This window comes from Arthrobacter sp. SPT-J7 (assembly GCF_059089965.1).
This window is the reverse complement of the sequence record NZ_JBNHFF010000008.1, coordinates 44,781-69,640: the sequence shown is the minus strand read 5'-3', so window position 1 is coordinate 69,640 and position 24,860 is coordinate 44,781. Positions and strand designations below refer to the sequence as shown.

The following is a 24,860-nucleotide window of genomic DNA, read 5'->3' as shown; positions in this document are numbered from 1 at the left end:
GCTTGCGCCCGTCCCTCCTGCTTGTCCGCGCGTGATGGCAGCCCGGTGGGCTACTACAGCTATACACCGTCCGTCTTCATTCACGCTCGGCGGAGCCGATTAGTTCCCTCTCGGCGTAGCGGGGCCTGCGGAAGACGGCGCAGCGGTTATTCGTAAATGTGCGGCGCCAGCGTGCCGATGAAGTCCAGGTTGCGGTAACGCTCGGCGTAGTCCAGCCCGTAGCCCACGACGAATTCGTTGGGGATTTCGTAGCCGACGTACTTGACGTCGATCTCTACCTTGGCGGCATCGGGTTTGCGCAGCAGTGTGCAGATTTCCACACTGGCCGGACCGCGGGAAATCAGGTTGGTCTTCAGCCAGGACAGCGTCAGGCCGGAGTCGATGATGTCCTCCACGATGAGCACATGCTTGCCCATCAGGTCCGTCTCCAAATCCTTCAGAATCCGCACCACGCCCGAGGACTGGGTGCCGGAGCCGTAGGAGGAGACAGCCATCCAGTCCATCTTGACGTGGCTGTGCAGGGCACGCGCCAGGTCTGCCATGACCATCACCGCGCCTTTGAGGACGCCGACGATCAGCAGATCGCGTCCTTCATAATCCTCATCGATTTGGGCAGCCAGCTCGTTAATGCGCTGCTGGATCTGCTCCTTGGTGTAGAGGACGTGCTTGAGGTCTGCCTGGACGTCGTTGGAATCCACCACTTGCTCCCGGGTCTAGCGGTCTGACTGACCGGGGCTGCGGCCAGTTGCTCTCAACACAAGATTGCCATAGCCGGTGCCATCTTGGGGAACCGTATTGGCAGCAGTCCGCCGGTAGACGCTGACGAATCCGGCCAACTGCACGGGACCGGCGGAACCTTGGCGGCGCAGCAGCGTTTCGGCCGCCTGCAGCCGTTCGTAACTGGGATTCTCGCCGCCCAATTCTGCGGCCGCCAAGGCGATCACGCGGTGCTTCATGGCGGCCGGAAGCCGTTCCATGCCGTCCCGCTGCAACTCCACTCCCTCCGGCGTCACCAGCCGCACCCGGCGGTATTCCTCGGCCGCCTGCGCCTGCAGGTACTCCGCGTCCGCGGCCAGGATTTGAGCCGAACGCCACAGTGCCTCTGCCACGCCGGGTCCCATTTCGTCCTCCAGGAACGGCATCACCCGGGTCCGAATCCGCGAGCGCATGTAGCGCGGATCCGTGTTGCTGGGGTCGTGCCAGGGCTGCAGTCCGGCCAAGGCGCAGACTTCCTCGGTGTCTCGCCGGCGCAGCGCCAGGAACGGACGCAGGTACCGGCCACGCTTCACCGGCATGCCGGCCAGCGAGCGGGTGCCGGAGCCGCGCCCGAGGCCTAGCAGCACCTGTTCGGCCTGGTCGTCCAGGGTGTGCCCCAGCAGTACTGCGGCCGCCCCTAGTTCCGCCGCCGCCGCATCCAGGGCTGCGTAGCGTGCCGTCCGCGCCGCGGCCTCCGGCCCCATCCCGGCGGACTCCACGCTCACGCGGCGCACCTGCACCGGCGCCAGGCCGAGCGATTCCAGCTGCAGCCGTGCCCCCTCGGCCACCTCGGCACTGCCGGCCTGCAATCCGTGGTCGACGACGACGGCTCCCACCCGGTAGGGACGGACGCCGTTGCGCGCGGGCCGGTTGAAGTATTCCGCGGTGATGGCCAAGGCCAGCGAATCCGGCCCGCCGCTGCAGGCCACCAGCAACAGCGGGGCGTCGGCGGAGTCCGCGGTGGCGGGTGCCGGCCCAAACTCTTCCAATGCCTGGCGCAGCTGGTGACGGACGGCCCCCACCCGCGGGTGAAGCCGGGGCTTGCGCCGGTCCGCTGCCACACCGCTCATGCGCGGCTGAGGTCCATGCGGCTGATCCACAGGTCGGGATGGTGAATCTCTTCTTCGGTGGGCAGGTTTTCCGGACGCTCCCACACCGCGTTGAAGCCTTCCATGCCGATTTGCCGGGTCACGGCACGGACGAACTTGGCACCGTCGGAGTATTGCCGAGCCTTGGCGTCCAGCCCCATCAGCCTGCGGATCCAGTTCTCCAGCGCGCTGCGGCTCTGGCCGCGGGCGTTGAATCGCTGGCGGATGGTCTTTACGGTCGGAACAATCGAGGAGTCCACCGCGTCCATCACCACGTTGGCGTGGCCCTCCAGCAGGCTCATCACGGCCGTCAGGTGCGAGAACACCGCCTTCTCCTCCGGGCCCTGGATCAGTTCCAGGATCGAACCCTTGAGCGAAGAACCCGGCCCTGCGCCGTCGCCCTTCCCGCTGTCCCTGGTTGCGGCGACGGCGGCCTTGACGGCCTGCTGCAGCCGGTCGCCCAAGGTGTCCGCTTTTGCCACCAGCGACGAGGAGAGCTCGCCGATCTGCTCCATCATGTGGTCGCGCAGCCAGGGCGCCGCAGCGAACTGCACCCGGTGCGTCTGCTCGTGCAGGCACACCCACAGCCTGAAGTCGGACGGCACCACATTCAGTTCGCGTTCCACCGTCACGATGTTCGGGGCCACCAGCATCAACCGGCCGGCCGCCGGGCCGCCGGGCAACAACGAGCAGAACGGGTCGTACTGGCCCAGCACCTTGCTGGACAGGAAGGAGAGGATGGCGCCCATCTGGGTGCCGGTAACCGCGCTGCCCACGGCCGTGGTGGCGCTCTTGAGCTGGTCCGGGCGTTTCTCGGCGAGCGCAGTGAGGGCCGGGGCCAGCATGACTTCGAAGCTGCGGGCATTGGCCTTTGACCAGGCCGCGCGGTCGATAATCAGCACCTCGGAATCGCGGAGGTCGCGGGCGGCGTCCAGTCCGGTGATGCGGTGCACGTGGTCCACCGATTCCTCGGCAAGCCGCCGCAGCTCTTCCACGGCGCCGCGGATTTCCGCGCCCTTCAGCTTCGGGCCGGCCGGAGTCAGTTTTGCTGCGGTGGAGGCGGCCAGTTCCCAGTTGACCAGGCGTGGGGGCGGTCCAGAGGAGGCGCCGGTTTCACTGGGGGCGGGTGCGCTGCTGTCCATGCGTCCCATCAGATCACATCACCGCCAAGCCGGTCACTACCGGCCCTTTCCCGGATCGGTGCCCGGTCAGCGGCAACCGCAGCCGGCCAGCACGCTGGCGGCCCGGTCGGCGGCGGCGCGGGCGGCGTCGATCGACCCGTTCAGCCCATTGGCCACAAAGGCGAAAACCAGGAGCCGCCCGTCCCTGCTGGCCACGTAGCCGCTGAGCGATGTGACCGAATTCAGTGTGCCGGTTTTGGCGCGGACCAGGCCGGCGCCGCCTTTGTTGGCGTCCAGATACCGTCCGGACAGGGTACCGGAGAGGCCGGCGATCGGCAGCGAACCGATGCCTGCCCGCAAATCCGCATCCTGGGCAGTGGCAATCAAGGAAACCGCCGCGGCGAGCTGGGCGGGGCTGACCCGGTTCTTCATCGAGAGCCCGCTGGCGTCGGCCAGTACCATCCCCTCCACCGGAATGCCCAGCCGTTCGGCCGCCTCCCGCACGGCCTCGGTGCCGCCGCCGAAGGAGCCTGGCTTTCCCATTGCTACGGCCGTGTTGCGTGCCAGGACCTCGGCCACGTAGTTGTCCGAGTGCTGCATCATGTAGGCCACTTGGTCGGCGACGGGGGCGGACCGCACCTCCGCCAGCACGGTCCCGTCCGCCGGTGCCGCATCGCGACCTAGCTGGGCCGCCACGGTCAAATCCTTGCCGGCTACTGCGTGGGCCAGCGCATCCCGGAAAGCGGCCCCGGCCAGGCCGGCCGCATCGGCCACCAGGTCGCCCCCGCCGTCGGCCTGTGCACGTCCGGCGTACAGCGCCAGCGGGTAGACCGGCGCGATCTCTCCGTTCGCCACGTCGCCCGGATCCCACGCGGCACTGACGGTCGGCCCGGAGTAGAGCGAATCATCCACCACCACGGTCAGCTTTCCGGTGTAGCCACTGGCGGTCAATTTCCCGGCGGCCTGGGCGGCCAGCGTTGCCAGTCCGGCCTCACCCCAGACTTCGCCGGGCCGTGATTCCCCGGCTCCCAGCAGGGCGTCGCCGCCGCCGACCAGGTACAGCACACCCGGGTTGCTGCCGCGCTTGACCGCGGTGGTGAGCCGCCGGTCCGCGCCGAGCGATTCCAGCGCGGCGACGGCGGTGAGTGTCTTCAAGTTCGACGCCGGCACCACCGGGTCGGCGGCGGCCTTGTTGTACAGCACCTCGCCGCTGGTCGCATCGGTGACCGTCCCGGTGAAGCTGCCGGCGCCGTCGTACGCCAGGGCCTTGTCCAGCGCAGGCTTCAGCAGGGCCGGATCGGGCAGCGGCGCCGTGTCGCTCGGTCCGGCCGCCGGCGGGTCCAGTTCGGTGGGCGGCAACTGCGCGGCCGGCGTGCTGATCACCGGCTCCGGCTGAGGCCACTCGATGGCCTGCGCCAGATTGAATCCGGCGGGCACTGCCAGCGCGGCGAACACTAAGGCCAGCAGCCCTGAGGTGAGCACACGGAAGCCACGCCCCATGCTGCCCCTCCTGCGGATTGTGATTGTTGCTTAACGCCCGGCTCATCCCCGATGCCGAGGGGCGAAGGCAGGACCGATATCGTTAAGCGTAGTCGGCGCCGGCAACGGTTGTGCACCGGCGGCGCCGAAACCAAAAGTCTGAACGTCTCCAAGGAGCGAAGCCATGCAGCATGACGTCACCATCGAGATCCCCAAGGGATCCCGGGTCAAGTACGAAATCGACCACGAAACCCACCGCCTCCGCCTGGACCGGGTGCTGTTCACCTCCATGCAGTACCCCACCCACTACGGCTACTTCGAGGACACGCTGGGCGAAGACGGCGATCCGCTGGACGCCATGGTCATGCTGCAGGACTTTGACCTGCTGCCGGGTGTGCTGGTTGAATCCCGCCCCATCGCCGTCTTCAACATGACCGACGACGGCGGCGGCGACGCCAAGGTGTTGTGCGTTCCGGCCGACAAGCGCTTCGACCACATCCAGGAGCTCTCCGATGTGCCGGAGTTCCTGGTCAAGGAGATCGAGCATTTCTTCACCCGCTACAAGGACCTGGAGCCGGGCAAGTGGGTCAAGGCCGAGGGCTGGGCCGACCGCGCCGCTGCCGAAGCCGAGCTGGAAGCCTCGATCAAGCGCTTTGCCGCGCAGGGCGAGGACTCGGCCGACGACGAGCCGCAGGGCCGCGACGTCTAGCTGACCCTTCCGCCGGCCCGCGCGGCGACGGCGGCAACAACGACGGCGGTCCGGGCCTTGCAGGTCCGGGCCGCCTGCCGTTGCGGCTCAGCTGCTGCGCAGCGGACACGCCATCAACCGAAATCGGTTGTCCTCAACGTGGTGGAAGCAATACTGGTGCCATGTATGTGCTCACCATCAACCAGCGCGATTCCCGCGAGGTGGGCGACTTGGTGCCCGAGCTGATCAAGTCGCTGCGCCACCTGCCGGCGGCCATCCCCTTCCAGCGCTCCGTCGGCGATGAGGCCATCGGTGCGGTCGAGGTAGCATCGACGGCAATCGACGCGGCGCTGATCGCGCTGCGCAGCCGGCGCTGGCATGTGGGGCTAGGCGTAGGTGAACTGCGGCTGCCGCTTCCGTCGGAGATCAAGGACGCCGAAGGGTACGGGCTGGTGTACGCGCGCCGTGCCGTGAACCGCGCGCAGAAAACCGGCGAGCGCGTCCCGCTGGCCGTGGCCGGCCCCGACGCGGACGTCGCGGCCGAGGCAGAGGCTGTGCTGCGGCTGCTCGGCCAAATCGTCGCCACCCGAACCGACGCGGAGTGGAAAGTCCTGGACCTGATGACCCCGGGCGCGCGTGGCCAGCAAAAGTTCATTGCCGAGGAGCTGGGCATTACCAGCCAGGCCGTGAGCAAGGCGGTGGTCCGGTCGCACTGGGTGGAGGAATGGGCCTGCCGTCCGGCAGCAGCGCGGCTGCTGGACCTGGTCTACGGGCCCCGCTCGCTACCGGCTGCCGCACTGCCCTACTGACGGGCGTGCACTGCAACAGATCCGTGCGGCGTTTAGACTCCGTCTGAGAATGCCGCCGACTTCCAGTCAGTGGCGTGGAACAAAGGAGTGCACAAATGGTCCCTGAAATTAACGTCTGGGCGGTCATCGTGGCCACCATTTCGACCATGATCGTCGGGTTTATCTGGTACATGCCGAAGGTCTTCGGCAACTACTGGATGAAGGTCGCCGAGGTGAGTCCCGGTGAAGGCAAGAACGCCGTGCGCCCCATCATCATCACCGTCATTGTCAGTTTCATCAGTGCCTGGGTGCTGGCAGGCTCGGCTGCGATTGCGCAGGACTTTTATGGCGGCAACTTCCTGTGGAACACCGTGCTGACCGCTGTGATCCTCTGGGCCGGCTTTACCGCAGCCCGATTCGTCACCCATGACGCCTTCGAGGGGCGGCCGGTCGGGCTCACCGTGCTGAACATCGTGCACGAACTGGTCACGTTCCTCGTCATGGCCCTGATTATCGGCCTCTTCGGGATCAGCGCAGCCTGACCTGCCGGTGAGAACCAGCGAGCCCCGGGTGCGGCAGCACCCGGGGCTCGGTCAGGCCTGGATGGTTTAGTCCAGCAGGCTGCGCAGGATGCGCGCCGCGCCGTCTTCTTCCACCGTGCCGGTGACTTCGTGGGCGACGGCGATGACCTCTTCGGGCGCCTGCCCCATGGCCACGCCGCGGGCTGCCCAGTCCAGCATCTCAATGTCGTTGCGCCCGTCGCCCATCGCCACGGTGTGCGACGGCTCAATATCCAGCTTCCGGCGCAGCGATTCCAGGGCACTGGCCTTGGTCACTCCGTTGGCCGCGATGTCCAGCCAGGCCGTCCAGCCGACTGAGTAAGTCACTCCCTTGAGCCCGGCGGTGTCGATGGCTGCCTTGAACTCTTCCGGAGTGTTCTCGGCACTGGATACCACCACGCGCACGGCGGTGGATTCCAGCAGTGTTTCGAAGTCCACGCCCTTGGCTTCGATGCCAAAGCTGGCGTCCTGGAAGCGTTCGGTGGCCAGGAAGTTGCCTTCCTCGTCTTCCAGCGCGAACTTGGCGGTGGGCAGCTTCGAGCGCATCACCCGCAGGGCTGGGCCGGGGTTGAACGTCACCCGGTCCTCCACCTCGTAGCCGTTGTCCAGCGAGGTGTCGATCCGCAGCGTGACGCCGCCGTTGGAGCAGACCGCGTACCCCTTGGTCAGGCCGATCAGCTCGATGATCGGCAGCGTTGCATTCAGCGACCGCCCGGTGGACACGACCACTTCGTGGCCGGCGTCGACGACGGCGCGGGCCGCTTCGCGCACCGCATCGCTCATGTGGCCGTCGTGGTTGACCAAGGTGCCATCCACGTCCAAGGCCACCAGCTTGCGGGCCCCGTTCTCGACGAAATTGTCCCGCCTCGCCGCGCGGGACTGATCTGTCTTGTTTTCTGCTGCTATCCGCTGGTCGTCGATGCCAGCGTGAGCCTTATCAGCTGTAGTTGTCATCCACCTAGTGAAGCATGAGATAGCTACGGACCGGTAGGGACTTTTCTACCGGCGAATGACGGGCCGGTGAACGGACGGCAGACTGCAACGCGCAGCAGAGGCCGGGAATCGGGCTCCGGGAGCGGGCCTTAGCCGAGGACCGGCAGCACCTCCATGCCGCCCAAATAGGGCTGCAAGGCGGCCGGCACGTTCACTGAGCCATCGGCGTTCTGGTGGTGTTCCAAGATGGCCACTATCCAGCGCGTGGTGGCCAGGGTGCCGTTCAGCGTGGCGACCGCCCGGGTGCCCTTCCGCTCCCCCTCTGCCGAGACCTGGCGTTCGCGGATGTTCAGCCGGCGGGCCTGGAAGGTGGTGCAGTTGGAAGTGGAGGTCAACTCGCGGTAGGCCTGCTGCGTGGGCACCCATGCTTCGCAGTCGAACTTGCGGGCCGCGCTCATGCCCAGGTCGCCGGCGGCGGTGTCGATCACCCGGTAGGGCAGTTCCACCTTCGCCAGCATTTCCTCTTCCCAGGCCAGCAGCCGTGCGTGCTCGTCGGCGGCTTCCTCGACCGGGCAGTAAATGAACATTTCCAGCTTGTTGAACTGGTGCACCCGAATGATCCCCCGGGTGTCCTTGCCGGCGGCACCGGCCTCCCGGCGGTAGCAGGAGCTCCATCCGGCATAGCGGGTCGGGCCGGCGGAGAGGTCAAGGATCTCGTCCGCGTGGTAGCCCGCCAACGCCACCTCCGAAGTACCCGTCAGGTACAGGTTGTCGCGCTCCAGACGGTAGATCTCGTCGTCGTGCTCCACATCAAAGCCGGTGCCCTGCATCGTTTCCGGGCGGACCAGGGTGGGGGTGATCATCGGGATGAAGCCATTAGATACCGCCTGGTCCAGCGCCATGTTCATCAGCGCGATCTCCAGCCGGGCGCCCACCCCCTTGAGGAAGTAGAAGCGCGAGCCGGAGACCTTGGCCCCACGCTCCATGTCGATGGCGCCGATCAATTCGCCGATGGCCAGATGGTCCCTGGGCTCGAAGCCGTCCGGCCCGAAATCGCGGGGCTTGCCCACCGTCTTGATCACGTTGAAGTCGTCCTCGCCGCCGGCGGGAACCCCCTCCTCGATCAGGTTGGGGATGCTGCGCAGCAGCGACTCCTGCTTGTTGTGGGCGGCATCCGATGCCGCCTGCGCCTCCTTGACCGATGCCGCCAACTCCTTGACCTGCGCCAGCAGTGCAGCCTTTTCCTCGCCCTTGGCCTGCGCCACCTTCTTGCCGAAGACATTCTGTTCGGCGCGCAGTCCCTCATACCGGTTGATTGCTTCCCGGCGGGCCACGTCGGCGGCGATGACGGCATCGACGACGGACTCGTCGGCGCCCCGGGCGCGCTGCGAGGCACGGAAGATCTCTGGATTGGCGCGGAGTTCGTTTACATCGATCACTTGCTAAGGGTACCGAAAAAGACGTTGCGCCCTCGATCTGCGGCGCCCGGCACCGGCAGCTGGCCCACAAGGCTGCTCCGAGCCGGCGCTGGATATCCTAGGAGCACCATGCCTGCCGAATGGATACTCGCCCTCACCGTAGCCGCAGCGGCTGCCGCCGTGGTGGCGATGTGGCGGGGTGTCCGCCGGACCTCGCGGCGCCGCACGGAGGCAGCGCCCGTCAATCCGGTGTCGCCCCCTGCCTTGCCCGACCAGCGCGTGGTGTTCATCCTGAACCCGGTGAAGAACGGCGCGGCCGAAGCCCGCGTCCAAGTGGAAGCTGCCTGCGCTGCCGCCGGCTGGAGTCCTCCGCTGGTCTTGGAAACCAGTCCCCACGACCCGGGCCGTGGCCAGGCCAGACGCGCTCTCGAGGAGGGCGCCGACGTCGTCATTGCCGGCGGCGGGGACGGCACCATCCGTGTGGTTGCCTCGGAACTGGCCGGCACCCAGGTGCCGATGGGGGTGCTGCCGCTGGGCACTGGCAACCTGCTGGCGCGGAACCTCGGCCTTGAGCCTAGTGCCCTGCAGGCCAACATCAACGTGGCGCTGCACGGTGTCATCCGCAAGATCGACACCGCGGACATCACGCTGGAGAACGAGGCCACCGGAGCGCGCGTCCGGGACAGTTTCCTGGTGATCGCCGGCATCGGGGTGGATGCGGATGTATTGGCCGACACCCGGGACGACCTCAAACGCCGGTTCGGCTGGGTGGCCTACTCCGAGGCCGGTGTCCGCCACCTTGCCGGGCAGCGCAAGCGGGTCATGGTCAGCATTGACGGTGGCCCGGCTCAACCGCGCAGGGTGCGCAGCATCCTGCTGGCCAACTGCGGCAGGCTGCCGGCGGGGATCGATTTCATCCCCACCGCGGAAATTGACGACGGCGAACTGGACATCGTGGTGCTCAGCCCGCGTAGCGTGGTCGGCTGGCTCTGGATCGCCGCCAAGACCCTGGTGCGGCACACCGCGCCGATTCCGGTAATCGAATACCACCGCGGCCGCACCGTTCGGATCACCGCGCACGAGCAGATGGGCACCCAGCTCGACGGCGACCACTCGGGGCCGGTGACGTCGCTGACCGTTGAGGTCCGGCCGCGGTCACTGGCCGTGCGCACCGAGTCGGTCCCGGCAGCCGGCAGCGTCCGCCCCGCCGCTTAGGACGGTGCCAGCCGCTGCCGGCGCAGGGTGTTTGAGGGCAGGGAGTTTAGGTGTCGTCGCCGCCCGCGTTGAGCGGATCGTCACTGGCGTCACCCTGGTTGGTGTCGTGCAGCTCCTCGCCCGGGATGTCGATCGCCTGTTCGTCGGCTTCCAGCGCCGGGAGGTCCGCGTCCGGCTGCTGCAGGTCTTCCTCCGGCGGAATCGGGAACTCACCGGCTGCCTGCTGGTTGATCAACTGCTGCTCCTCGGCGAAGCGCAGGTCGTTTCCTTGGTCTCCGATGTCCCCCACGCGGCTTTCGCTGGAGGTCTGGGTCAGCGCCTCCTCCGGTGTCGGCTCGCCGTCGTGGTACTGGTCCCTATCGTTCTGCTGTGTCATGCTGCTCCGATCTTTGATCCCGAGGCCGGTTTTCCTCAGCATACTGACCATAACAACCCGGCGGATAGCCTGCCGCCGGTTCTCAGCGGGCCTGCAGCAGTTTCCTGACCCAGTCATCGGCCTTCAGGAATGCTTCGTCCTGGTTGTTGCGCGGAACCGTGAGGCCGCGGCGGTCGGCCCGTGGATAGGAGCCAAGAAACCTCACCCCTGGGCTGAGCCGGTGCAACCCGCGCACCGCGTCGGCCACGCGCTCCTCGGCCAGGTGACCTTCCGCGTCCAGGCTGAAAAAATAGTCGCCGAGAAACTGTCCGGTTGGCCGCGACTCAATTCGGCTCAGGTTCACGCCCCGGCTGGAAAGCTGTTCCAGGATCGCCACCAACGCCCCCGGATGGTCCTGCGGCAGCGGAACCACAAGCGTGGTCTTGTCCGCTCCGGTCGGCTCCGGAAGGGCACCCGGCCGGCTGACCAGTATGAAACGGGTGACGGCATCGGGAATATCGCCGATGTCATCGGCAAGCACCTGCAGGCCTCGCTGCCGGGCGACCAGCGGAGAGCAGATCGCGGCCTGGTGGCTGGCGCCCGGTTCCAGCAGGCCCACTGCCGCCGCCGCTGTCGAGGACGCGGGGAGATATTCCGCCTGCGGAATGTTGGCGGTGCACCAGGTTCGGCACTGGGCCCAGGCATGCGGATGGGTGGAGACCACGGAGATCGCGTGGCGCTCCGTCCCGGGAAGGACGGCCAGCACAAACCGGATGGGCACCAGCTGTTCGCCGATGATCTGCAGCGGCTCGCCGCCGGCTATCGCGTCCAGCGTGGCACTGACTCCGCCCTCGACCGAGTTTTCAATCGGAACCATAGCCGCGCCGGCTTCGCCCGAGCGGACCGCATCCAGGGCGGCTTCGACATTGGCTGCCGGAATTCGGCGCACGTCTTCGGCCCCGGGGACCTGGAGGAGGGCTGCTTCGGTGAAAGTGCCCTCCGGCCCCAGGAAGGTATAGACGCCGGTCATTATTGGACCCGGGGCTCCTGCCCGTTCTCCGACACGATCGGCTTGCCCGCATCCAGCCAGGCACCCATGCCGCCGTGGATGTTCACCGCCGAATAACCGTTTCCGTTCAGCCACTCGGTGGCCCGGAAGGAGCGGCCGCCGCTGCGGCAGACCACGTGCAGGTCCACATCCGGGTCCAGCTCCTCTAGCCGAAGGGGCAACTCGTTGAGCGGGATGTGCACCGCGCCGGCGATGTGCCCGGCCTCCCATTCATAATCCTCGCGGACGTCCAAAATGGTGGCGTCGCCGCCTACGCTGTTGACGTCCACGTTCTCGACATCGCTCATGGCAACCTCCGCATTGCGCGGCAGCCACTGCCGCCGCTGATGATTTCTTTAGCACGCGCCCCGGCAATTCGGCCGCACCACAAGCCTATAGTGGGATCGTCCGCTGCACCTTAATGAGACAGGGGTATCCATGGCCGCAGACCAGCCGACCATCCTGGCCACGTCCGGCGGCATCAAAGCCGGGGTCCGCAGCCGGCTGGCCTTCAACCATCTGGTGCACCACGCCGTCGAATTGTCAGGGGCAGCCGGGCGGGCGCCGCGGTTGACGCACCTGGGCACGGCAGGTGGCGACCAGCGCTGGGTCCAGGCCGAACTGGACGAGGCCGCCCGGACGGCCGGCTACGACCTGAGCCACCTCAACCTGTTCACCATGCCGAACGTGCCCGACATCGAAGAGCACCTGCTCGGCCAGGACGTGGTGTGGGTGGGCGGCGGTTCAGTGGCCAACCTGCTGGCCGTGTGGCGGGTCCACGGACTGGATTCCATTTTCCGGCGGGTATGGCACGCCGGCGTGGTGCTGGCAGGCGTCTCCGCGGGCTCCATCTGCTGGTTCCGCGGCGGCACCACCGACTCCTTCGGCCCGGACCTGCGGCCGGTCACCAACGGCCTGGCGCTGCTGCCCTATGACAACGGCGTCCATTACGACTCCGAGCCACAACGCCGGCCGCTGGTGCACCGGCTGGTGGCAGACGGGATCCTGGGCGAAACGCATTGCACCGACGACGGCGTGGGACTGGTCTACCACGGCATCGAGCTGACCGAGGCAGTCAGCGAGACCGAAGGCAAACTGGCCTACCGGGTGACCGCCCAGGCCGGCGACGGACCGGAAGCCATCGCAGTGGAGGAACCGATAGAAGCCCGCTTACTCGGCTGAATGCGCGCCGGGTTCCACACAGCACGCCGCAAAGGGATTGGCCCGGACCGTGGCGCGGGGCTACGCTTACGGGCGATGACTGCCTTGCACGACTTGACGGCCGTTGCCCAGCGCGACGCCGTGGCCCGCGGCGAAGTGTCCGCGCGGGAACTGACCGACCATTACCTGCGCCGGATCGATGCCCTGAATCCGCGGCTCGGCGCCTTCATTACGGTCTGTGCCGACCAGGCGCTCAAGCAGGCGCGGGCCGCGGACGACCACCAGGTCCGCGGCGGAACCTTGGGCCGGCTGCACGGGCTCCCGCTGGCGTACAAGGACCTCAGCGATGTGGCAGGCCTTCCAACCACGCACGGCAGCGCCGCACTGGAACACCGGCCGGCGCTGGCAAACCACCCGCTGGTCGATGTCCTCGAATCCGCCGGCAGCATCACGCTGGGCAAGACCCAGGTGCCGGAGTTCGGCCTGACCTCCTACAGCGAGAACCGCGTGGCGCCTCCGGCCCGCAACCCGCTGGATCCTGCGCTGAGTCCGGGCGGCTCCTCCGGCGGTAGCGCTGCCGCCGTCGCCGCGGGCATGCTGCCGTTTGCCCCGGGCTCGGATGGCGGCGGTTCGGTGCGGATCCCCGCGGCCGCCACCGGGCTAGTGGGGCTCAAGCCTGGACGCGGCCGGCTGCCCGCCGGCACCACCGGCGACGACGCCGGCCAGCTGGTGGTGGCCGGCCCTTTGGCCCGCACCGCAGCCGACGCGGGCCTGCTCATGGATGCCATGGCCGACGAACCACTGGCCCGGGCAGCCTCCGGTGGGGAACCGGATTTCCTCGGTGCCGCGCTCCGCGCCGAAGGCCGCTTCCGGATCGGTGTGAGCACCGACTCGCCGTTCGAGTCCGCCTACCCGCTCTGGCTGGAACCGGAAGCGCGCCAGGCGCTTGAGACGGCCATGGAGTTGCTCCAGGGGCTGGGCCACGACCTGGCGGACGCTAATATCCGCTACGACAACCGCTACCCGGATGCCTTCGCCACGGTGTGGACCTCCGGCCTGGCCCGGCTGGAACTGGAGGCCGGGCGCGAACATCAGCTCATGCCGCTCACCCGGGCCTTCCGGCGCCGGGCCGCGAAGCGCAAGCCCGAGGTGCTGGCGGAAGCTTTGTCCGTGCTGGCACGCTTCCAGGAGAACACCCGGGCGCAGTTCGGCCGCTACGACCTGATGCTCACTCCGGCGCTGGCCCAAACGCCGCGGCCGGTGGGCTGGTACACCTCCGCCGGCGCGGACGTGGACTACATGCGCCAATGCCAGTATTCGCCCTTCACGTCGCTGGTCAACGTGTGCGGTCTGCCCGCCATTGCCGTGCCGGTCAGCACCACCGAGGAGGGCTTGTCCACGGGGGTCCAGCTGATCGGCCGGCCTGGCTCCGAAGCGGCGTTGCTGGCCGTTGCCGCGCAGCTGGAGAACGTGCGCTGACCCGCCGCTGAACCCCCCGCTGACCTGCGGAAACGCTCTAGCATCCGCACCCGCGAGGGGCAAGGATATGACAACGCGTGTCGCTAAATGTCAGAATTGAACACCGTGAGCAATACCGTGCAGTCCGGGAATCCGCAGCCGGAACAAGCAATAAAGTCCAGCCAAACCGGCAAAACCTTCTTCGGGCATCCACGGATGCTGGCCAATCTTTTCTCCGTAGAACTCTGGGAGCGTTTCTCCTTCTACGGCATGCAGGGCATCCTGCTCTACTACATGTACTACTCGGTCGCCGAGGGCGGCCTGGGCATCGACGAAGGCATCGCCACCGGCCTGGTGGGCGCCTACGGCGGCGGCGTCTACCTCTCCTCCATCCTGGGCGCGTGGGTAGCCGACCGGATTCTGGGTTCCGAAAAGGTCCTCTTCTACACCGGCATCATGGTGATGCTGGGGCACATCGCGCTGGCCGTGCTTCCGGGCGGCACCGGCCTGGCCGTCGGCCTGATCCTGGTGGCCATCGGCTCCGGCGGCCTGAAGGCCACCGCCAGCTCGCTGGTCGGTTCGCTGTACAGTCTGAAGGACGACCGCCGCGATGCCGGTTTCTCCATTTTCTACATGGGCGTAAACATCGGCGGCCTGTTCGGTCCGCTGCTCACCGGCCTGGCCCAGGTGCACCTTGGCTTCCACTACGGCTTCGGCCTGGCCGCGCTGGGCATGGCAATCGGCCTGACCCAGTACGCGCTGACCCGCAAGAACCTCCCGGAGGCCTCGCACCATGTAGCCAATCCGCTGCCGCGCAGCAACTACGGCAAGGTCGCTGCCGTGGCCGTTGCCGCCGTCGTCGTTATGGTGCTGCTGGTGGCCTTCGGCTTGGTCACCGCCGAGAACCTTGCCCCGATCATGGCCTGGCTGGCGATCATTGCCGCCGTCGTGTACTTCGTGGTGATCCTTTCCAGCAAGCGGGTGGACGCCGTGGAGCGCAAGCGCGTGTACGCCTTCATCCCGCTGTTCATCGCCTCCGCCGCGTTCTGGGCGCTGTTCCAGCAGCAGTTCACCGTGGTGGCGCTGTATGCGGACAAGCAGCTGGACCGCTCGCTGGGCGGCTGGGAAATGCCGGCCAGCTGGGTGCAGTCCATCAACCCGGTGTTCATCATCATCTTCGCCGGCATCTTCGCCGCCGTGTGGACCAAGCTCGGCCCCAAGCAGCCCAGCTCGCCGATGAAGTTCGCCCTGGGCCTGGTGGTCATGGGCCTGGCGTTCCTGGCCTTCATTCCGCTGGCCGGCGGCGGCGCCAACTCCACGCCGCTGCTGGCGATGGTTGGCATCCTGTTCCTGTTCACCATGGCAGAACTGTTCCTCTCCCCCACCGGGTCCTCGGTCTCCACCAAGCTTGCCCCGAAGGCCTTCCAGACCCAGATGGTGGCGCTGTTCCTGCTGTCCATCTCGCTCGGCACCACACTGGCAGGCATCCTGGCCGGCTACTACGACCCGACGAATGAGGCCCCGTACTTCGGCTTCATCGGCGTGGTGGCGATCATCCTGGGTGTCGGCCTGGCCGCGGCCGTGCCGTCGCTGAAGAAGCTGATGGGCGGCATCCGCTAACACCGGATGTCAACCACGACGGCGATGCCCGGGTGAGGATTGGCTCCTCGCCCGGGCATCGCCGTCATTGAGGGCCTTTTCCTCATCCACTCCGCAGCTCTGGCCCTTCTGAGCGCTGAAAAGGGGCCGGAACTGCGTAGTGGATGGTGAAGTGAACCAGCAGTGGGCCGGGGGCGGCGCTACATGCTGCCGAGGACGCCGATGAAGAGCAGCAGGCACCAGATGCCGGTCACCGCATAGCCCATGATCAATCCGGCCAGCGCGAGACTGCGCCCGGCCGGTTCCTTGGAGAGGGCGATGTGGCCGAAGACGATGGCCAGGATCTGCGGGACGAACATGACGCCGAACGTCACCACGGAGACGATGCCCAGCACCAGCGCCGCAATGCTCAGGCCCTTCGGCTGAGCCTGCGGCGTATAGTACATCGGCTGGTTGTAGTCCGGCCCGCCGTACGGCTGCTGGCCGGTATACGGCTGGGCGTCGGGGCCGGGCTGGTAGGCGTACGGATGGGGCGCCTCGGGCAGCGACGGCGGCTGCGGCAGGGCCTGGCCGGCGTTCGGATCCGTGTACCAGCCCGGGTGCTTCGGATCGTTGAAAGGCGGCCTGTTCTCCGTGCCGGACATGCTCTGGATTCCCCCTGGGTAGTTTTCCTGCTTCGGGCAGCCGCGGTGCGGGTGCCCTACCAGTCTAGGCGGGGCCCGAATGCGCGGCTATCGCGGCGGATCCGCCGGAAAGCGCTACGGATCCTTGGGTTTTTTGGCATGCTTGATTCATGGCAAACCGTGCGGGCACAGTGGCCCTCCCCAGCGACCTTGTAGACCTGACCGCGCTGCGGGACGCCTACTTCGACATCAAGCCGGATCCGGCCGACCCGGCCCAGCGCGTGGCCTTCGGCACCTCCGGGCACCGCGGTTCCAGCCTGAAGGCCTCCTTCAACGAGGACCACATCGCTGCCATCACCCAGGCGATCGTGGAGTACCGCGCCGGCCAGGGGATCGCCGGCCCGCTGTTCGTCGGCAAGGACACGCACTCGCTCTCTGATCCGGCCCAGGACACCGCCCTGGAAGTACTGGCCGGGAACGGTGTCACGGTACTGGTGGATTCCCGCACCGGCTGGACCCCGACGCCGGCGATCAGCCACGCCATCCTGACCCACAACGCCGCCCACCCCGAGGCACAGGGCGACGGAGTCGTGATCACACCCTCGCACAATCCGCCCGGCGACGGCGGGTTCAAGTACAACCCGCCGCACGGCGGTCCCGCGGACTCGGATGCCACCGGCTGGATTGCCGCGCGCGCCAATGAGCTGCTGGAAGAGGGCCTGCGCGGGGTGAAGCGGGTGACATTGGGGCAGGCGCAGTTCTCCGGCGCGGTGGGAACCTACGATTTCCTCGGCGCGTACGTTGACGATCTGCCGCAGGTGCTGGACCTGGACGCCATCCGCGCGGCCGGCGTGCGGATCGGCGCCGACCCGATGGGCGGGGCCTCGGTGGATTACTGGGGTGCCATCGCCGAACGGCACCGGCTGGACCTGACGGTGGTCAACCCGACGGTTGACCCGCAGTGGGCGTTCATGACGCTGGACTGGGACGAGAAGATCCGGATGGACTGCTCCTCGCCGTCGGCCATGGCCTCGCTGATCAACGCGGTGCGCGGCGGCGGCGCCGCCTTCGACATCGCCACCGGGAACGACGCCGATGCGGACCGGCACGGCATCGTCACCCCTGACGCCGGACTGATGAACCCGAACCACTACCTCGCGGTGGCCATCGACTACCTCTACACACACCGGCCGGACTGGCCGGCGGAGGCGGCGGTGGGCAAGACGCTGGTGTCCTCCTCGATGATCGACCGGGTGGCGGCCGGCCTGGGCCGGCGGCTGGTAGAGGTGCCGGTGGGCTTCAAATGGTTCGTACCGGGGCTGCTCTCCGGCGAGGGCGTCTTCGGCGGTGAGGAGTCAGCCGGAGCGTCATTTGTCCGCTTCGACGGCAAGCCGTGGTCCACAGACAAGGACGGCATTCTGCTCGCGCTGCTGGCTTCCGAGATCGCCGCAGTCACCGGTAAATCGCCGTCCGAACTCTACGGCGGGCTGACCGCGAAGTTCGGGTCGCCGTCGTACGCGCGCATCGACGCGGCGGCGACCCGGGAGCAGAAGGCCGCGCTGGCCAAACTGTCCGCGTCCGACGTGGCCGCGACGGAGCTGGCCGGCGAGCCGATCACCGCCAAGCTGACCGAAGCGCCGGGCAACGGCGCCGCCATCGGCGGGCTCAAGGTCACCACCGAAAACGCCTGGTTCGCGGCGCGGCCCTCCGGCACGGAGGACGTGTACAAGATCTACGCCGAATCCTTCCGCGGGCCGGACCATCTGGTGCAGGTGCAGGCCGAGGCCAAAGCGATCGTGGACGCCGTCATCGCCTGAGGGCGCCGGCAGGGTCACGGAGCTGCCGCGTCTTTGATCGTCACGACGGCGCGGTGCCACTGCTGGAGCGGTAGGATGTCCTGCGGATATTTCCACTGACTCCCCCGACTCTTAAGAGGCCCACCATGAGCACGCCCGTGAAGTCATCCCCGTTCCGCTGGACGTTGCATGGCGACGGCAAGAACATTTCCGCGGGGACAGTGGTGGAGCCGCAGGAGCGGCTGACCTGGCCGCGCACCATCGGGATCGGCGCCCAGCACGTGGTCGCAATGTTTGGCGCCACCTTCCTGGTCCCGCTGTTGACCGGCTTCCCGCCGTCCACCACGTTGCTTTTCTCTGGTGTGGGCACCCTGCTGTTCCTGATCGTCACGGCGGGGAGGGTCCCCAGCTACCTGGGCTCCAGCTTTGCGTTCATTGCCCCGATCAGCGCGGCGATGAACCAGCACGGCATGGGCGGAGCGCTTGGCGGTCTGATCATGGCCGGCGCCGTGCTCTTCCTGATCGGCCTCATCGTGCACAAGGCCGGCACACATTGGATCCACGTCGTCATGCCGCCGGTAGTGACCGGTGCCATCGTGGCGCTGATCGGCCTCAACCTGGCGCCAACGGCCAAGCGAAACTTCGACCAAGCACCCGTGACCGCACTGATCACGGTGGTGGCGATCCTGCTGGTGACTGTGCTGTTCCGCGGACTGCTCGGCCGTCTGTCCATCCTGATCGGCGTGCTGGTCGGTTATGTGGCGGCCATCCTGCGCGGGGAAGTGGACTTCTCCGCTATCAGCGACGCCGACTGGTTCGGGCTGCCTGATTTCCACGCCCCGGAGTTCCACATCTCCGTGATCGGCCTGTTCGTTCCCGTGGTGCTGGTGCTGGTGGCGGAGAACATCGGCCATGTGAAGTCGGTATCGGCGATGACCGGACAGGATCTTGACCCGGTGACCGGCCGCGCACTGATGGCCGACGGCCTGGCCACCGTGCTGGCTGGCAGCGGCGGCGGGTCCGGCACCACTACCTACGCCGAAAATATCGGCGTGATGGCAGCCTCCAAGGTCTACTCCACCGCCGCTTATTGGGTGGCCGGCATCGTCGCCGTTCTGCTCAGCCTGCTCCCGAAGTTCGGCGCCGCGATCGCCACGGTTCCGGTCGGGGTCCTGGGCGGTGCCGGCGTAGTGCTCTACGGCATGATCGGAATCCTCGGCGTGCGGATCTGGGTCCAGAACCGGGTGAACTTCGCCAACCCGATCAACCTGGCAGTGGCCGGCGTTTCACTGGTGGTCGGCATCGCCAACTTCACCTGGACCGTTGGCGCATTGACGTTCGAAGGGATCGCGCTGGGGACCGCGGCCGCACTGGTCATCTTCCACGGCATGAGCGCGGTGGCCCGTTGGCGCGGCACCGAGCCGGTGGACGCTGCCGAAGACGAGGGCGTCAAACCGTCCAAGCTCGGCTGACCGACCAGGGCCTGCTCGGCCGACGCCTCCGGCGATGGCACGCGGCCGACTCCCGGCGCTGACATGCCCCCGGATCGTCGGGACCTAGACCGCGCGGTGGCCCGCCGCTAGCGTTGCAGGCATCCTCGGGGTATCAGCCCCGGATACGTCCGCAAGGAGGAAGCATGGCCAACCACGTTTACAACGTCACGGAGATCGTGGGCACGTCGCCGGATGGGATCGACGCCGCGGTTTCCAATGCCATCACCGAAGCATCCAAGACATTGCGCAACCTCGACTGGTTTGAAGTGAAATCCGTCCGCGGCCGCCTCGAGGAAGGCAAGATCGCGGACTGGCAGGTGACCATCAAGCTCGGCTTCCGGCACGAAAGCTGACCGCGGCCTCGACGAGGGCTCCCGGCTGCCACGGTGAAAGACCCGCTCTTTCGTCGCGGCGCCGGCCTCGTCGTCGAGGTGCATCAACTGGGGGACGGCCTCTTCACACAGCCCATGCCCCTCGCACCGCGGCCAGTCAACGACAATCTTCATCTTGAACCTCCTCTCGGCAGCACCGCCTTGTCCCGCCGCAGCACCCCGGCGTGTGATCTTGCTTACGCCCAGAATACACACTGTCGTGTGAATACGCGCGCTGTAAAGCCATGTAAGACGGGACCCGGCAAACGGCCTCGGAATGTTCTTGTATCGTCAACCTCCATCACGTGCTTGAAACGGATTCAGGCACGGCTACCGCAGGGAGCAGCGATGGATGCAGGAATACTTTGGCCGATCAAGACCAGCCTGACCGCCTACATCGAGTCCCTCGACGACGGCCAGGTCGAGGTCACCGAACCCGCAGCCAGGCGTGCGGAGGGTTTCTGGTTTCCCCTGCGCCAGGCCGGAGCCGCGACCGAACCGGGCGGCAGCATGGAATTCGCCGGCTCCGTCCGGCTGACCGGTCACTGGGGCATGCTCGACGTCGAGTTCCGGGACCCCCGCCTGGATTTCGATGATGCTGGCGCGGTCCTGCTCGTCCATGAACGCCGCGGCAAGCAGGACCGGTTCGTGGCCGTTGCCCGCCTGACCCGCCAACCCGAAACAGCGGCAACCAATTTCTCGGCGGCGCTCACCGGCGAAGGCGCCTTCCTGCTCGGCGGGCAGTACCCAGCAGGAACGGCACTGAGCCCGGTGCGACTGACCTGATAGACCCAGCGACACCCGCAGTATGAATGCACGCTGCGCATGCTTCTCATTCAAAACATTCATTTGCCTTATGCAACATGACGCCGTTGGATAGCCATAGTGGTGCCGGACACATCGAGTCAGTCGACTCGATGCGGCCCACGGCCCAATGCCCGAACCCCGCAGAAGCGCGTGCCGCTGCCTGCGGCCCTTACAGATGCGAGGTGCCACGGAATGGTTGCAGTGCAGCAAACGTCCGACATCGACCTTTGGTCCGACGAAGTATTGCTCGATCCCCACCCGGCCTTCACGGAACTGCGCGAACAGGCAGCAGCCGTCCGGCTGGAAAAGAATGACGTGTGGGTGTTGACCCGATACCAGGAAATCCGTGAAGCCCTCGGCAACTGGGAGGCGTTCTCCTCGACGGCGGTGGCGTTCAATCCGGATATGAACGGCGCCTTGGCCGGCACCAGCCTGGCCACGGATCCGCCCAAGCACGAGGCCCTGCGGAGTGCCCTCACAGAGAACCTCACCCCCCGTGCCTTGCGTAAGCTGAAGGTCAGCATCGACCAGAAGGCCGATGATCTGGTGGCTGCAGCGGTGGAGCGCGGCTCGTTCGACGCGATCGGCGATCTGGCCCGTGAGCTGCCCCTGCAGGTGGTGCTGGACCTGATTGGCGTGCAGGGTGACGTTCGCGGCAAGATCCTCGACTGGGGCGCCGCCGCCTTCAACACGCTGGGCCCGATGAACGAACGCACCGCGCAGAACTTCCCGTTGGCCGGGGAACTCTTCCACTGGTCTACCGGCCTGCAGCGGGAAGAGCTCGCCGAGGGCAGTATCGGCCGGGCCATCTTTGACGCCGGACACCGCGGCGAGATTCCCGCCGAGAGTTGCGGCAAGATCATCCACCAGTACGTAGCGGCAGGCATGGACACGACCATTGCCGCCATCGGTAACGCCATCGATGCTTTCGGCAAGAACCCCGACCAGTTTGAACTGCTCCGTCAGGACGCCTCGCTGATTCCGGCGGCCTTCAATGAAACGCTTCGACTGGAAGCGCTAATGCACGCACAAGGCCGCGGCACCACGCGGGACGTCGACGTGGACGGCACCATCATTCCGGCTGGCTCCCAGGTTGCCCTCCTCTTCTACGCCGGCAACCGGGACCCCCGCCATTACGAGGACCCGGACACCTTCCGGGTGGAACGCAATCCGATTGACCACCTGTCTTTCGGCTACGGAATCCACGGCTGCGCCGGACAGGGCTTGGCCCGGCTCGAGGCCTACGCTGTGCTGGAGGCGCTCCGCCGCCGGGTCAAGTCGTTCACTGTCGGCGAGGGCGTGCGGAAGATCAACAACTCCAGCCGCGGCCTGGACAGCCTGCCCGTGCTTGAGGTGGTTCCCGCCTGAGCCGTCCGGCCGGATCTGATCGTTCACGAACATCTCCGCACACATAGTCACGCCCGCACCCTTGGTCAGGCACTGCAGCAGCCCGGGGTGCGGGCGCCTCTTCGCACCGGGTCGCCCCATGGATGGTTATATGATGGAATCCTAAAGTAGTGAACTCCTGAAGGAACACCGTGGACCGCTTTCCCGCCGCCGATGCCCCGCTGTATGAAGTCAAAGCCAATCTGTTCAAAGGACTTTCCCACCCGGTGAGGATCCGGGTGCTGGAACTGCTCGCGGATTCCCCTGAAGTGACCGTGACTGAGCTGATGCACGGCACGAACCAGGAAGCCTCGAATCTGTCCCAGCATCTGGCGGTGCTCCGGCGGCACAACCTGGTGCTGGCAGAACGGCGCGGCGTGCAGGTTTTCTACCGCTTGGCCTATCCGCAAGTAGCCGACCTGTTGACCGTTGCACGCAGCCTGCTGCAGCAGCTCCTGCACACCACTACGCAGCAACTGGCGGGTTTCAGCCCGCCGGCCGGCGAGGCTTCCCCGTCAACGGCAGGAGTCGCCCCCGAAGAGGCGTCGGTACGGTGAAGGCTTTGAAGGGAGCCGCTGCGCTGCTGCCCGGCGCCGCCGATTACGCCCAGCTTCCGCGCACGTGGAAAAACGACCTCATGGCCGGCATTACCGTCGGCATCGTTGCCCTGCCGCTGGCTCTGGCCTTCGGCGTTAGTTCAGGCGCGGGCGCTGCCTCCGGTCTGATCACCGCCATCATTGCCGGCATTGTGGCCGCCGTTTTCGGCGGCTCCAACATCCAGGTGTCCGGCCCCACCGGAGCCATGGTGGTTGTGCTGGCGCCGGTCATCGCCAGCCATGGCATCTCCTCGCTGGCCGTGGTGACCTTGATGGCCGGGCTCTTGGTGCTCGTCGCCGGAGCGCTGAAGCTGGGCCGGGCGGTCAGTTTCATCCCGTGGCCGGTGATCGAGGGCTTCACGCTGGGCATCGCCGTCATCATTTTTCTGCAGCAGGTACCGGCTGCTTTCGGGACCGCACCGGGCCCGAGCACGAACGCGGCAGTCTCGGCAGTCCAAGCCCTGGGCACCGCGTCCCTTGTCGGCATGTTCTGGCCCATCGTCCTCGTGCTGATCGTAGCTGCCATCATGGTGGGGGCGCCGAAAATTCATCCGCAGCTGCCCGGATCCATCATCGGCATCGTCGTCGCCACCCTGGTGGCCCAGCTGGCCGGGCTGGATGTCGCCAGAATCGGCGCCCTGCCCAGTGCGCTGCCGGCCCCGTCCCTGCCGTCCCTCGATCTGGCCATGGTTGCCGCGCTGGCCGGGCCAGCCGTGACCATCGCGGCACTGGCTGCCATCGAATCTTTGCTCTCGGCCCGCGTGGCGGCCTCCATCTCCGACACCGGGCCCTACGACGCCGACCGCGAACTGGTGGGGCAGGGCTTGGCCTCGCTGGCCTCCGGCTTCTTTGGCGGCATGCCGGCCACCGGGGCCATCGCCCGCACCGCCGTCAACCTCCGGGCCGGCGCACGCACCCGTGCCTCCGCCGTCGTGCATTCGCTGGTGTTGCTGGCGGTGGTCTATTTTGCCACCGGGCCGGTCTCCCAGATCCCGCTGGCCGCACTGTCCGGGGTCCTGATGGTGACCGCCTTTCGGATGGTCTCGCTCAGCACCTTGCGCAGCGTGCTGGGCTCCACCCGCGCCGACTCCGCCGTCTTCATTGTCACCGCGATCATCACCGTGTCCTTTGACCTGATCCAGGCCGTGGTCATCGGAATCGTCGTAGCGGCGTTCTTCGCGCTCCGCTCACTGGTCAATTCCAGCGGCGTGCACCGGGAGGAAATCCCCGGCCCGGCGCAGGACGGCGACGAACAGATCGCGGTGTTCCGGCTGGACGGCGCCCTCTTCTTCGGTGTGGCGGACCGCGTATTGGAACGCGCAAGCGCCATCCGCAACGTGCAGGTGGTGATCATTCGGATGTCCCAGCTGCAGATCCTCGACGCCACCGGGGCGAAGGTCATTGCCGACCTGGTCACCGAGCTGGAGCGCCGGGGCATCACCGTGCTCATCAAGGGGATCCAGGACCGGCACCTGCAGTTGGCCCGCCGGGTGGGGGTCCTGGAGTCACTGCGGCACCACAAGCACCTGTTCGGGGAGCTGGACGCTGCGGTGGAGCATGCCCGCAGCCATGTGCGGCGCAACCGCGAGGCGCAACAGCTCTAGCTAGGGCGTCTCCGGCCTGCCATCGGCCGCGGCGCGGAAGGCGAACACCGTGGCTGCGATGGTCAGAGCCAGGGCGATGATGCCGCACGGGTTGCACAGTGCTGTGGACATCCCGAGGGCGGAGGGACCGGCCAACAGCGACATGATGGACGTGCCGTCTCCGGCCCCGCCGCCGAAGTCCGGGACGGTGAATCCGAAGGCGATCGCCGACAGCCAGGCGAGTGCCGGCGCCACGACGGCCCGCACCGGAAGCTGCCCACCCCGGCGGGCCGCCTCGGCCAGCTTGATGCCGGTGAGCAATAGCAGTACCAACAGCACCGGTCCCAGGCTGATGCCCAGCCACAGCACCATCTGGCCGCCGATCCCGAACAGCATCCGCCCGGCCACCACCCAGAGCGGCACCAGCACCGCCATCGGAAGGGCCAGCCAGAGCACCAGGGACGGAAGGAAGCGTTGACGCACTGCTGCGGAGGACGGGACAGAGGTACTGCTCATGCCCTCATGATAGGTCTGGCCC

At 67.1% G+C, this 24,860-nt stretch carries 25 protein-coding genes and 1 pseudogene; 14 read left to right on the top strand and 12 right to left on the bottom strand.

Annotated features, from left to right (window positions below):
* Positions 1-146: 146 nt before the first annotated feature.
* Genes hpt through dacB form a run of 4 tightly spaced genes read right to left on the bottom strand, consistent with a single transcriptional unit; the run spans position 147 to position 4,465 of the window.
* Positions 147-698 carry a hypoxanthine phosphoribosyltransferase gene (gene hpt / locus AC5RWX_RS13830; RefSeq protein ID WP_493940170.1) on the bottom strand — a complete coding sequence of 184 codons (552 nt, stop codon included), beginning with the start codon at positions 696-698 and terminating at the stop codon, positions 147-149.
* A 15-nt stretch (positions 699-713) separates the two neighbouring features.
* Positions 714-1,826 carry a tRNA lysidine(34) synthetase TilS gene (gene tilS / locus AC5RWX_RS13825; RefSeq protein ID WP_493940169.1) on the bottom strand — a complete coding sequence of 371 codons (1,113 nt, stop codon included), beginning with the start codon at positions 1,824-1,826 and terminating at the stop codon, positions 714-716.
* Positions 1,823-2,995 carry a zinc-dependent metalloprotease gene (locus AC5RWX_RS13820; protein WP_493940168.1) on the bottom strand — a complete coding sequence of 391 codons (1,173 nt, stop codon included), beginning with the start codon at positions 2,993-2,995 and terminating at the stop codon, positions 1,823-1,825. The genes tilS and AC5RWX_RS13820 overlap by 4 nt, the downstream gene beginning before the upstream one ends.
* Before the next feature lie 57 nt (positions 2,996-3,052).
* Positions 3,053-4,465: a D-alanyl-D-alanine carboxypeptidase/D-alanyl-D-alanine endopeptidase gene (gene dacB / locus AC5RWX_RS13815; protein ID WP_493940167.1), complete on the bottom strand. Its 1,413-nt coding sequence runs from the start codon at positions 4,463-4,465 to the stop codon at positions 3,053-3,055.
* A 163-nt stretch (positions 4,466-4,628) separates the two neighbouring features.
* Here dacB and AC5RWX_RS13810 point away from each other — a divergent pair, with 163 nt between their 5' ends.
* From AC5RWX_RS13810 to AC5RWX_RS13800, 3 genes are all read left to right on the top strand, one after another.
* Entirely contained in the window at positions 4,629-5,153 is a 525-nt protein-coding gene (locus tag AC5RWX_RS13810; RefSeq protein ID WP_493940166.1) for an inorganic diphosphatase, read from the top strand.
* 161 nt (positions 5,154-5,314) lie between these two features.
* Positions 5,315-5,941, top strand: coding sequence for a hypothetical protein (locus AC5RWX_RS13805; protein ID WP_493940165.1), 627 nt, complete (start codon positions 5,315-5,317; stop codon positions 5,939-5,941).
* A 95-nt stretch (positions 5,942-6,036) separates the two neighbouring features.
* Positions 6,037-6,462, top strand: a complete 426-nt coding sequence (locus AC5RWX_RS13800) for a DUF1761 domain-containing protein (protein WP_493940164.1) — start codon at positions 6,037-6,039, stop codon at positions 6,460-6,462.
* A 66-nt stretch (positions 6,463-6,528) separates the two neighbouring features.
* Here the strand turns inward: AC5RWX_RS13800 and AC5RWX_RS13795 are convergent, their stop codons facing one another.
* Together AC5RWX_RS13795 and serS are read right to left on the bottom strand one after the other, a co-directional pair.
* Positions 6,529-7,434: an HAD family hydrolase gene (locus AC5RWX_RS13795; RefSeq protein WP_493940163.1), complete on the bottom strand. Its 906-nt coding sequence runs from the start codon at positions 7,432-7,434 to the stop codon at positions 6,529-6,531.
* A 128-nt stretch (positions 7,435-7,562) separates the two neighbouring features.
* Positions 7,563-8,852 (bottom strand): serine--tRNA ligase, encoded by a 1,290-nt coding sequence (gene serS, locus AC5RWX_RS13790; protein ID WP_493940162.1) that lies wholly within the window; start codon positions 8,850-8,852, stop codon positions 7,563-7,565.
* Positions 8,853-8,960: 108 nt separating this feature from the next.
* Between serS and AC5RWX_RS13785 the strand changes: the two genes are divergently transcribed.
* A complete protein-coding gene (locus AC5RWX_RS13785) occupies positions 8,961-10,046 on the top strand; it encodes a diacylglycerol/lipid kinase family protein (RefSeq protein WP_493940161.1) in 1,086 nt (361 codons plus the stop codon).
* A gap of 46 nt (positions 10,047-10,092) precedes the next feature.
* Here AC5RWX_RS13785 and AC5RWX_RS13780 read toward each other — a convergent pair whose 3' ends face one another.
* The 3 genes from AC5RWX_RS13780 to AC5RWX_RS13770 form a co-directional block, all read right to left on the bottom strand.
* The gene (locus AC5RWX_RS13780; RefSeq protein WP_493940160.1) at positions 10,093-10,422 is read right to left on the bottom strand and encodes a hypothetical protein; all 330 of its coding nucleotides are present in this window, start codon (positions 10,420-10,422) and stop codon (positions 10,093-10,095) included.
* Positions 10,423-10,504: 82 nt separating this feature from the next.
* Positions 10,505-11,431 carry a prephenate dehydratase gene (gene pheA / locus AC5RWX_RS13775; protein ID WP_493940159.1) on the bottom strand — a complete coding sequence of 309 codons (927 nt, stop codon included), beginning with the start codon at positions 11,429-11,431 and terminating at the stop codon, positions 10,505-10,507.
* The gene (locus AC5RWX_RS13770) at positions 11,431-11,757 is read right to left on the bottom strand and encodes a rhodanese-like domain-containing protein (RefSeq protein ID WP_493940158.1); all 327 of its coding nucleotides are present in this window, start codon (positions 11,755-11,757) and stop codon (positions 11,431-11,433) included. The genes pheA and AC5RWX_RS13770 overlap by 1 nt, the downstream gene beginning before the upstream one ends.
* Positions 11,758-11,887: 130 nt before the next feature.
* Between AC5RWX_RS13770 and AC5RWX_RS13765 the strand changes: the two genes are divergently transcribed.
* The 3 genes from AC5RWX_RS13765 (at position 11,888) to AC5RWX_RS13755 (ending at position 15,688) form a co-directional block, all read left to right on the top strand.
* Positions 11,888-12,631, top strand: a complete 744-nt coding sequence (locus tag AC5RWX_RS13765; protein WP_493940157.1) for a Type 1 glutamine amidotransferase-like domain-containing protein — start codon at positions 11,888-11,890, stop codon at positions 12,629-12,631.
* 75 nt (positions 12,632-12,706) lie between these two features.
* The gene (locus tag AC5RWX_RS13760; RefSeq protein ID WP_494097546.1) at positions 12,707-14,089 is read left to right on the top strand and encodes an amidase; all 1,383 of its coding nucleotides are present in this window, start codon (positions 12,707-12,709) and stop codon (positions 14,087-14,089) included.
* A gap of 195 nt (positions 14,090-14,284) precedes the next feature.
* Complete coding sequence (locus AC5RWX_RS13755; protein WP_493944202.1) at positions 14,285-15,688, top strand: peptide MFS transporter; 1,404 nt, start codon at positions 14,285-14,287, stop codon at positions 15,686-15,688.
* 179 nt (positions 15,689-15,867) lie between these two features.
* On the opposite strand, the gene AC5RWX_RS13750 is transcribed toward AC5RWX_RS13755, so the two are convergent.
* Complete coding sequence (locus AC5RWX_RS13750; RefSeq protein WP_494097545.1) at positions 15,868-16,311, bottom strand: DUF4190 domain-containing protein; 444 nt, start codon at positions 16,309-16,311, stop codon at positions 15,868-15,870.
* Positions 16,312-16,460: 149 nt separating this feature from the next.
* Between AC5RWX_RS13750 and pgm the strand changes: the two genes are divergently transcribed.
* From pgm to AC5RWX_RS13735, 3 genes are all read left to right on the top strand, one after another.
* Positions 16,461-18,107, top strand: a complete 1,647-nt coding sequence (gene pgm / locus AC5RWX_RS13745) for a phosphoglucomutase (alpha-D-glucose-1,6-bisphosphate-dependent) (protein WP_494097544.1) — start codon at positions 16,461-16,463, stop codon at positions 18,105-18,107.
* Positions 18,108-18,232: 125 nt separating this feature from the next.
* Positions 18,233-19,558, top strand: coding sequence for a uracil-xanthine permease family protein (locus AC5RWX_RS13740; protein WP_494097543.1), 1,326 nt, complete (start codon positions 18,233-18,235; stop codon positions 19,556-19,558).
* A gap of 164 nt (positions 19,559-19,722) precedes the next feature.
* On the top strand, positions 19,723-19,932 hold the full coding sequence (locus AC5RWX_RS13735; protein WP_493940152.1) for a dodecin: 210 nt from the start codon (positions 19,723-19,725) through the stop codon (positions 19,930-19,932).
* Positions 19,933-20,025: 93 nt separating this feature from the next.
* Here AC5RWX_RS13735 and AC5RWX_RS13730 read toward each other — a convergent pair.
* Positions 20,026-20,085, bottom strand: a pseudogene (locus AC5RWX_RS13730) (ferredoxin); the annotation flags it as partial.
* Positions 20,086-20,298: 213 nt separating this feature from the next.
* On the opposite strand from AC5RWX_RS13730, the gene AC5RWX_RS13725 reads away from it, so the two are divergent.
* From AC5RWX_RS13725 to AC5RWX_RS13710, 4 genes are all read left to right on the top strand, one after another.
* Positions 20,299-20,736, top strand: a complete 438-nt coding sequence (locus tag AC5RWX_RS13725; RefSeq protein WP_494097542.1) for an HtaA domain-containing protein — start codon at positions 20,299-20,301, stop codon at positions 20,734-20,736.
* Positions 20,737-20,949: 213 nt separating this feature from the next.
* Positions 20,950-22,125: a cytochrome P450 gene (locus tag AC5RWX_RS13720; RefSeq protein ID WP_494097541.1), complete on the top strand. Its 1,176-nt coding sequence runs from the start codon at positions 20,950-20,952 to the stop codon at positions 22,123-22,125.
* Positions 22,126-22,295: 170 nt separating this feature from the next.
* Positions 22,296-22,700: an ArsR/SmtB family transcription factor gene (locus AC5RWX_RS13715; protein WP_494097540.1), complete on the top strand. Its 405-nt coding sequence runs from the start codon at positions 22,296-22,298 to the stop codon at positions 22,698-22,700.
* Entirely contained in the window at positions 22,697-24,343 is a 1,647-nt protein-coding gene (locus AC5RWX_RS13710; protein WP_494097539.1) for a SulP family inorganic anion transporter, read from the top strand. Before AC5RWX_RS13715 ends, AC5RWX_RS13710 begins: the two co-directional genes overlap by 4 nt.
* On the opposite strand, the gene AC5RWX_RS13705 is transcribed toward AC5RWX_RS13710, so the two are convergent.
* The gene (locus AC5RWX_RS13705; RefSeq protein ID WP_493940147.1) at positions 24,344-24,838 is read right to left on the bottom strand and encodes a hypothetical protein; all 495 of its coding nucleotides are present in this window, start codon (positions 24,836-24,838) and stop codon (positions 24,344-24,346) included.
* Positions 24,839-24,860 lie beyond the last annotated feature (22 nt).

What these genes read in the sequence shown, in the direction of transcription:
- tilS (WP_493940169.1), bottom strand. Translation starts at nt 1,826, where the DNA reads ATGAGCGGTGTGGCAGCGGACCGGCGCAAGCCCCGGCTTCACCCGCGG.
- AC5RWX_RS13820 (WP_493940168.1), bottom strand. Translation starts at nt 2,995, where the DNA reads ATGGGACGCATGGACAGCAGCGCACCCGCCCCCAGTGAAACCGGCGCC.
- dacB (WP_493940167.1), bottom strand. Translation starts at nt 4,465, where the DNA reads ATGGGGCGTGGCTTCCGTGTGCTCACCTCAGGGCTGCTGGCCTTAGTG.
- AC5RWX_RS13810 (WP_493940166.1), top strand. Translation starts at nt 4,629, where the DNA reads ATGCAGCATGACGTCACCATCGAGATCCCCAAGGGATCCCGGGTCAAG.
- AC5RWX_RS13805 (WP_493940165.1), top strand. Translation starts at nt 5,315, where the DNA reads ATGTATGTGCTCACCATCAACCAGCGCGATTCCCGCGAGGTGGGCGAC.
- AC5RWX_RS13800 (WP_493940164.1), top strand. Translation starts at nt 6,037, where the DNA reads ATGGTCCCTGAAATTAACGTCTGGGCGGTCATCGTGGCCACCATTTCG.
- AC5RWX_RS13795 (WP_493940163.1), bottom strand. Translation starts at nt 7,434, where the DNA reads ATGACAACTACAGCTGATAAGGCTCACGCTGGCATCGACGACCAGCGG.
- AC5RWX_RS13785 (WP_493940161.1), top strand. Translation starts at nt 8,961, where the DNA reads ATGCCTGCCGAATGGATACTCGCCCTCACCGTAGCCGCAGCGGCTGCC.
- AC5RWX_RS13780 (WP_493940160.1), bottom strand. Translation starts at nt 10,422, where the DNA reads ATGACACAGCAGAACGATAGGGACCAGTACCACGACGGCGAGCCGACA.
- pheA (WP_493940159.1), bottom strand. Translation starts at nt 11,431, where the DNA reads ATGACCGGCGTCTATACCTTCCTGGGGCCGGAGGGCACTTTCACCGAA.
- AC5RWX_RS13770 (WP_493940158.1), bottom strand. Translation starts at nt 11,757, where the DNA reads ATGAGCGATGTCGAGAACGTGGACGTCAACAGCGTAGGCGGCGACGCC.
- AC5RWX_RS13765 (WP_493940157.1), top strand. Translation starts at nt 11,888, where the DNA reads ATGGCCGCAGACCAGCCGACCATCCTGGCCACGTCCGGCGGCATCAAA.
- AC5RWX_RS13760 (WP_494097546.1), top strand. Translation starts at nt 12,707, where the DNA reads ATGACTGCCTTGCACGACTTGACGGCCGTTGCCCAGCGCGACGCCGTG.
- AC5RWX_RS13755 (WP_493944202.1), top strand. Translation starts at nt 14,285, where the DNA reads ATGCTGGCCAATCTTTTCTCCGTAGAACTCTGGGAGCGTTTCTCCTTC.
- AC5RWX_RS13750 (WP_494097545.1), bottom strand. Translation starts at nt 16,311, where the DNA reads ATGTCCGGCACGGAGAACAGGCCGCCTTTCAACGATCCGAAGCACCCG.
- pgm (WP_494097544.1), top strand. Translation starts at nt 16,461, where the DNA reads ATGGCAAACCGTGCGGGCACAGTGGCCCTCCCCAGCGACCTTGTAGAC.
- AC5RWX_RS13740 (WP_494097543.1), top strand. Translation starts at nt 18,233, where the DNA reads ATGAGCACGCCCGTGAAGTCATCCCCGTTCCGCTGGACGTTGCATGGC.
- AC5RWX_RS13735 (WP_493940152.1), top strand. Translation starts at nt 19,723, where the DNA reads ATGGCCAACCACGTTTACAACGTCACGGAGATCGTGGGCACGTCGCCG.
- AC5RWX_RS13725 (WP_494097542.1), top strand. Translation starts at nt 20,299, where the DNA reads ATGGATGCAGGAATACTTTGGCCGATCAAGACCAGCCTGACCGCCTAC.
- AC5RWX_RS13720 (WP_494097541.1), top strand. Translation starts at nt 20,950, where the DNA reads ATGGTTGCAGTGCAGCAAACGTCCGACATCGACCTTTGGTCCGACGAA.
- AC5RWX_RS13705 (WP_493940147.1), bottom strand. Translation starts at nt 24,838, where the DNA reads ATGAGCAGTACCTCTGTCCCGTCCTCCGCAGCAGTGCGTCAACGCTTC.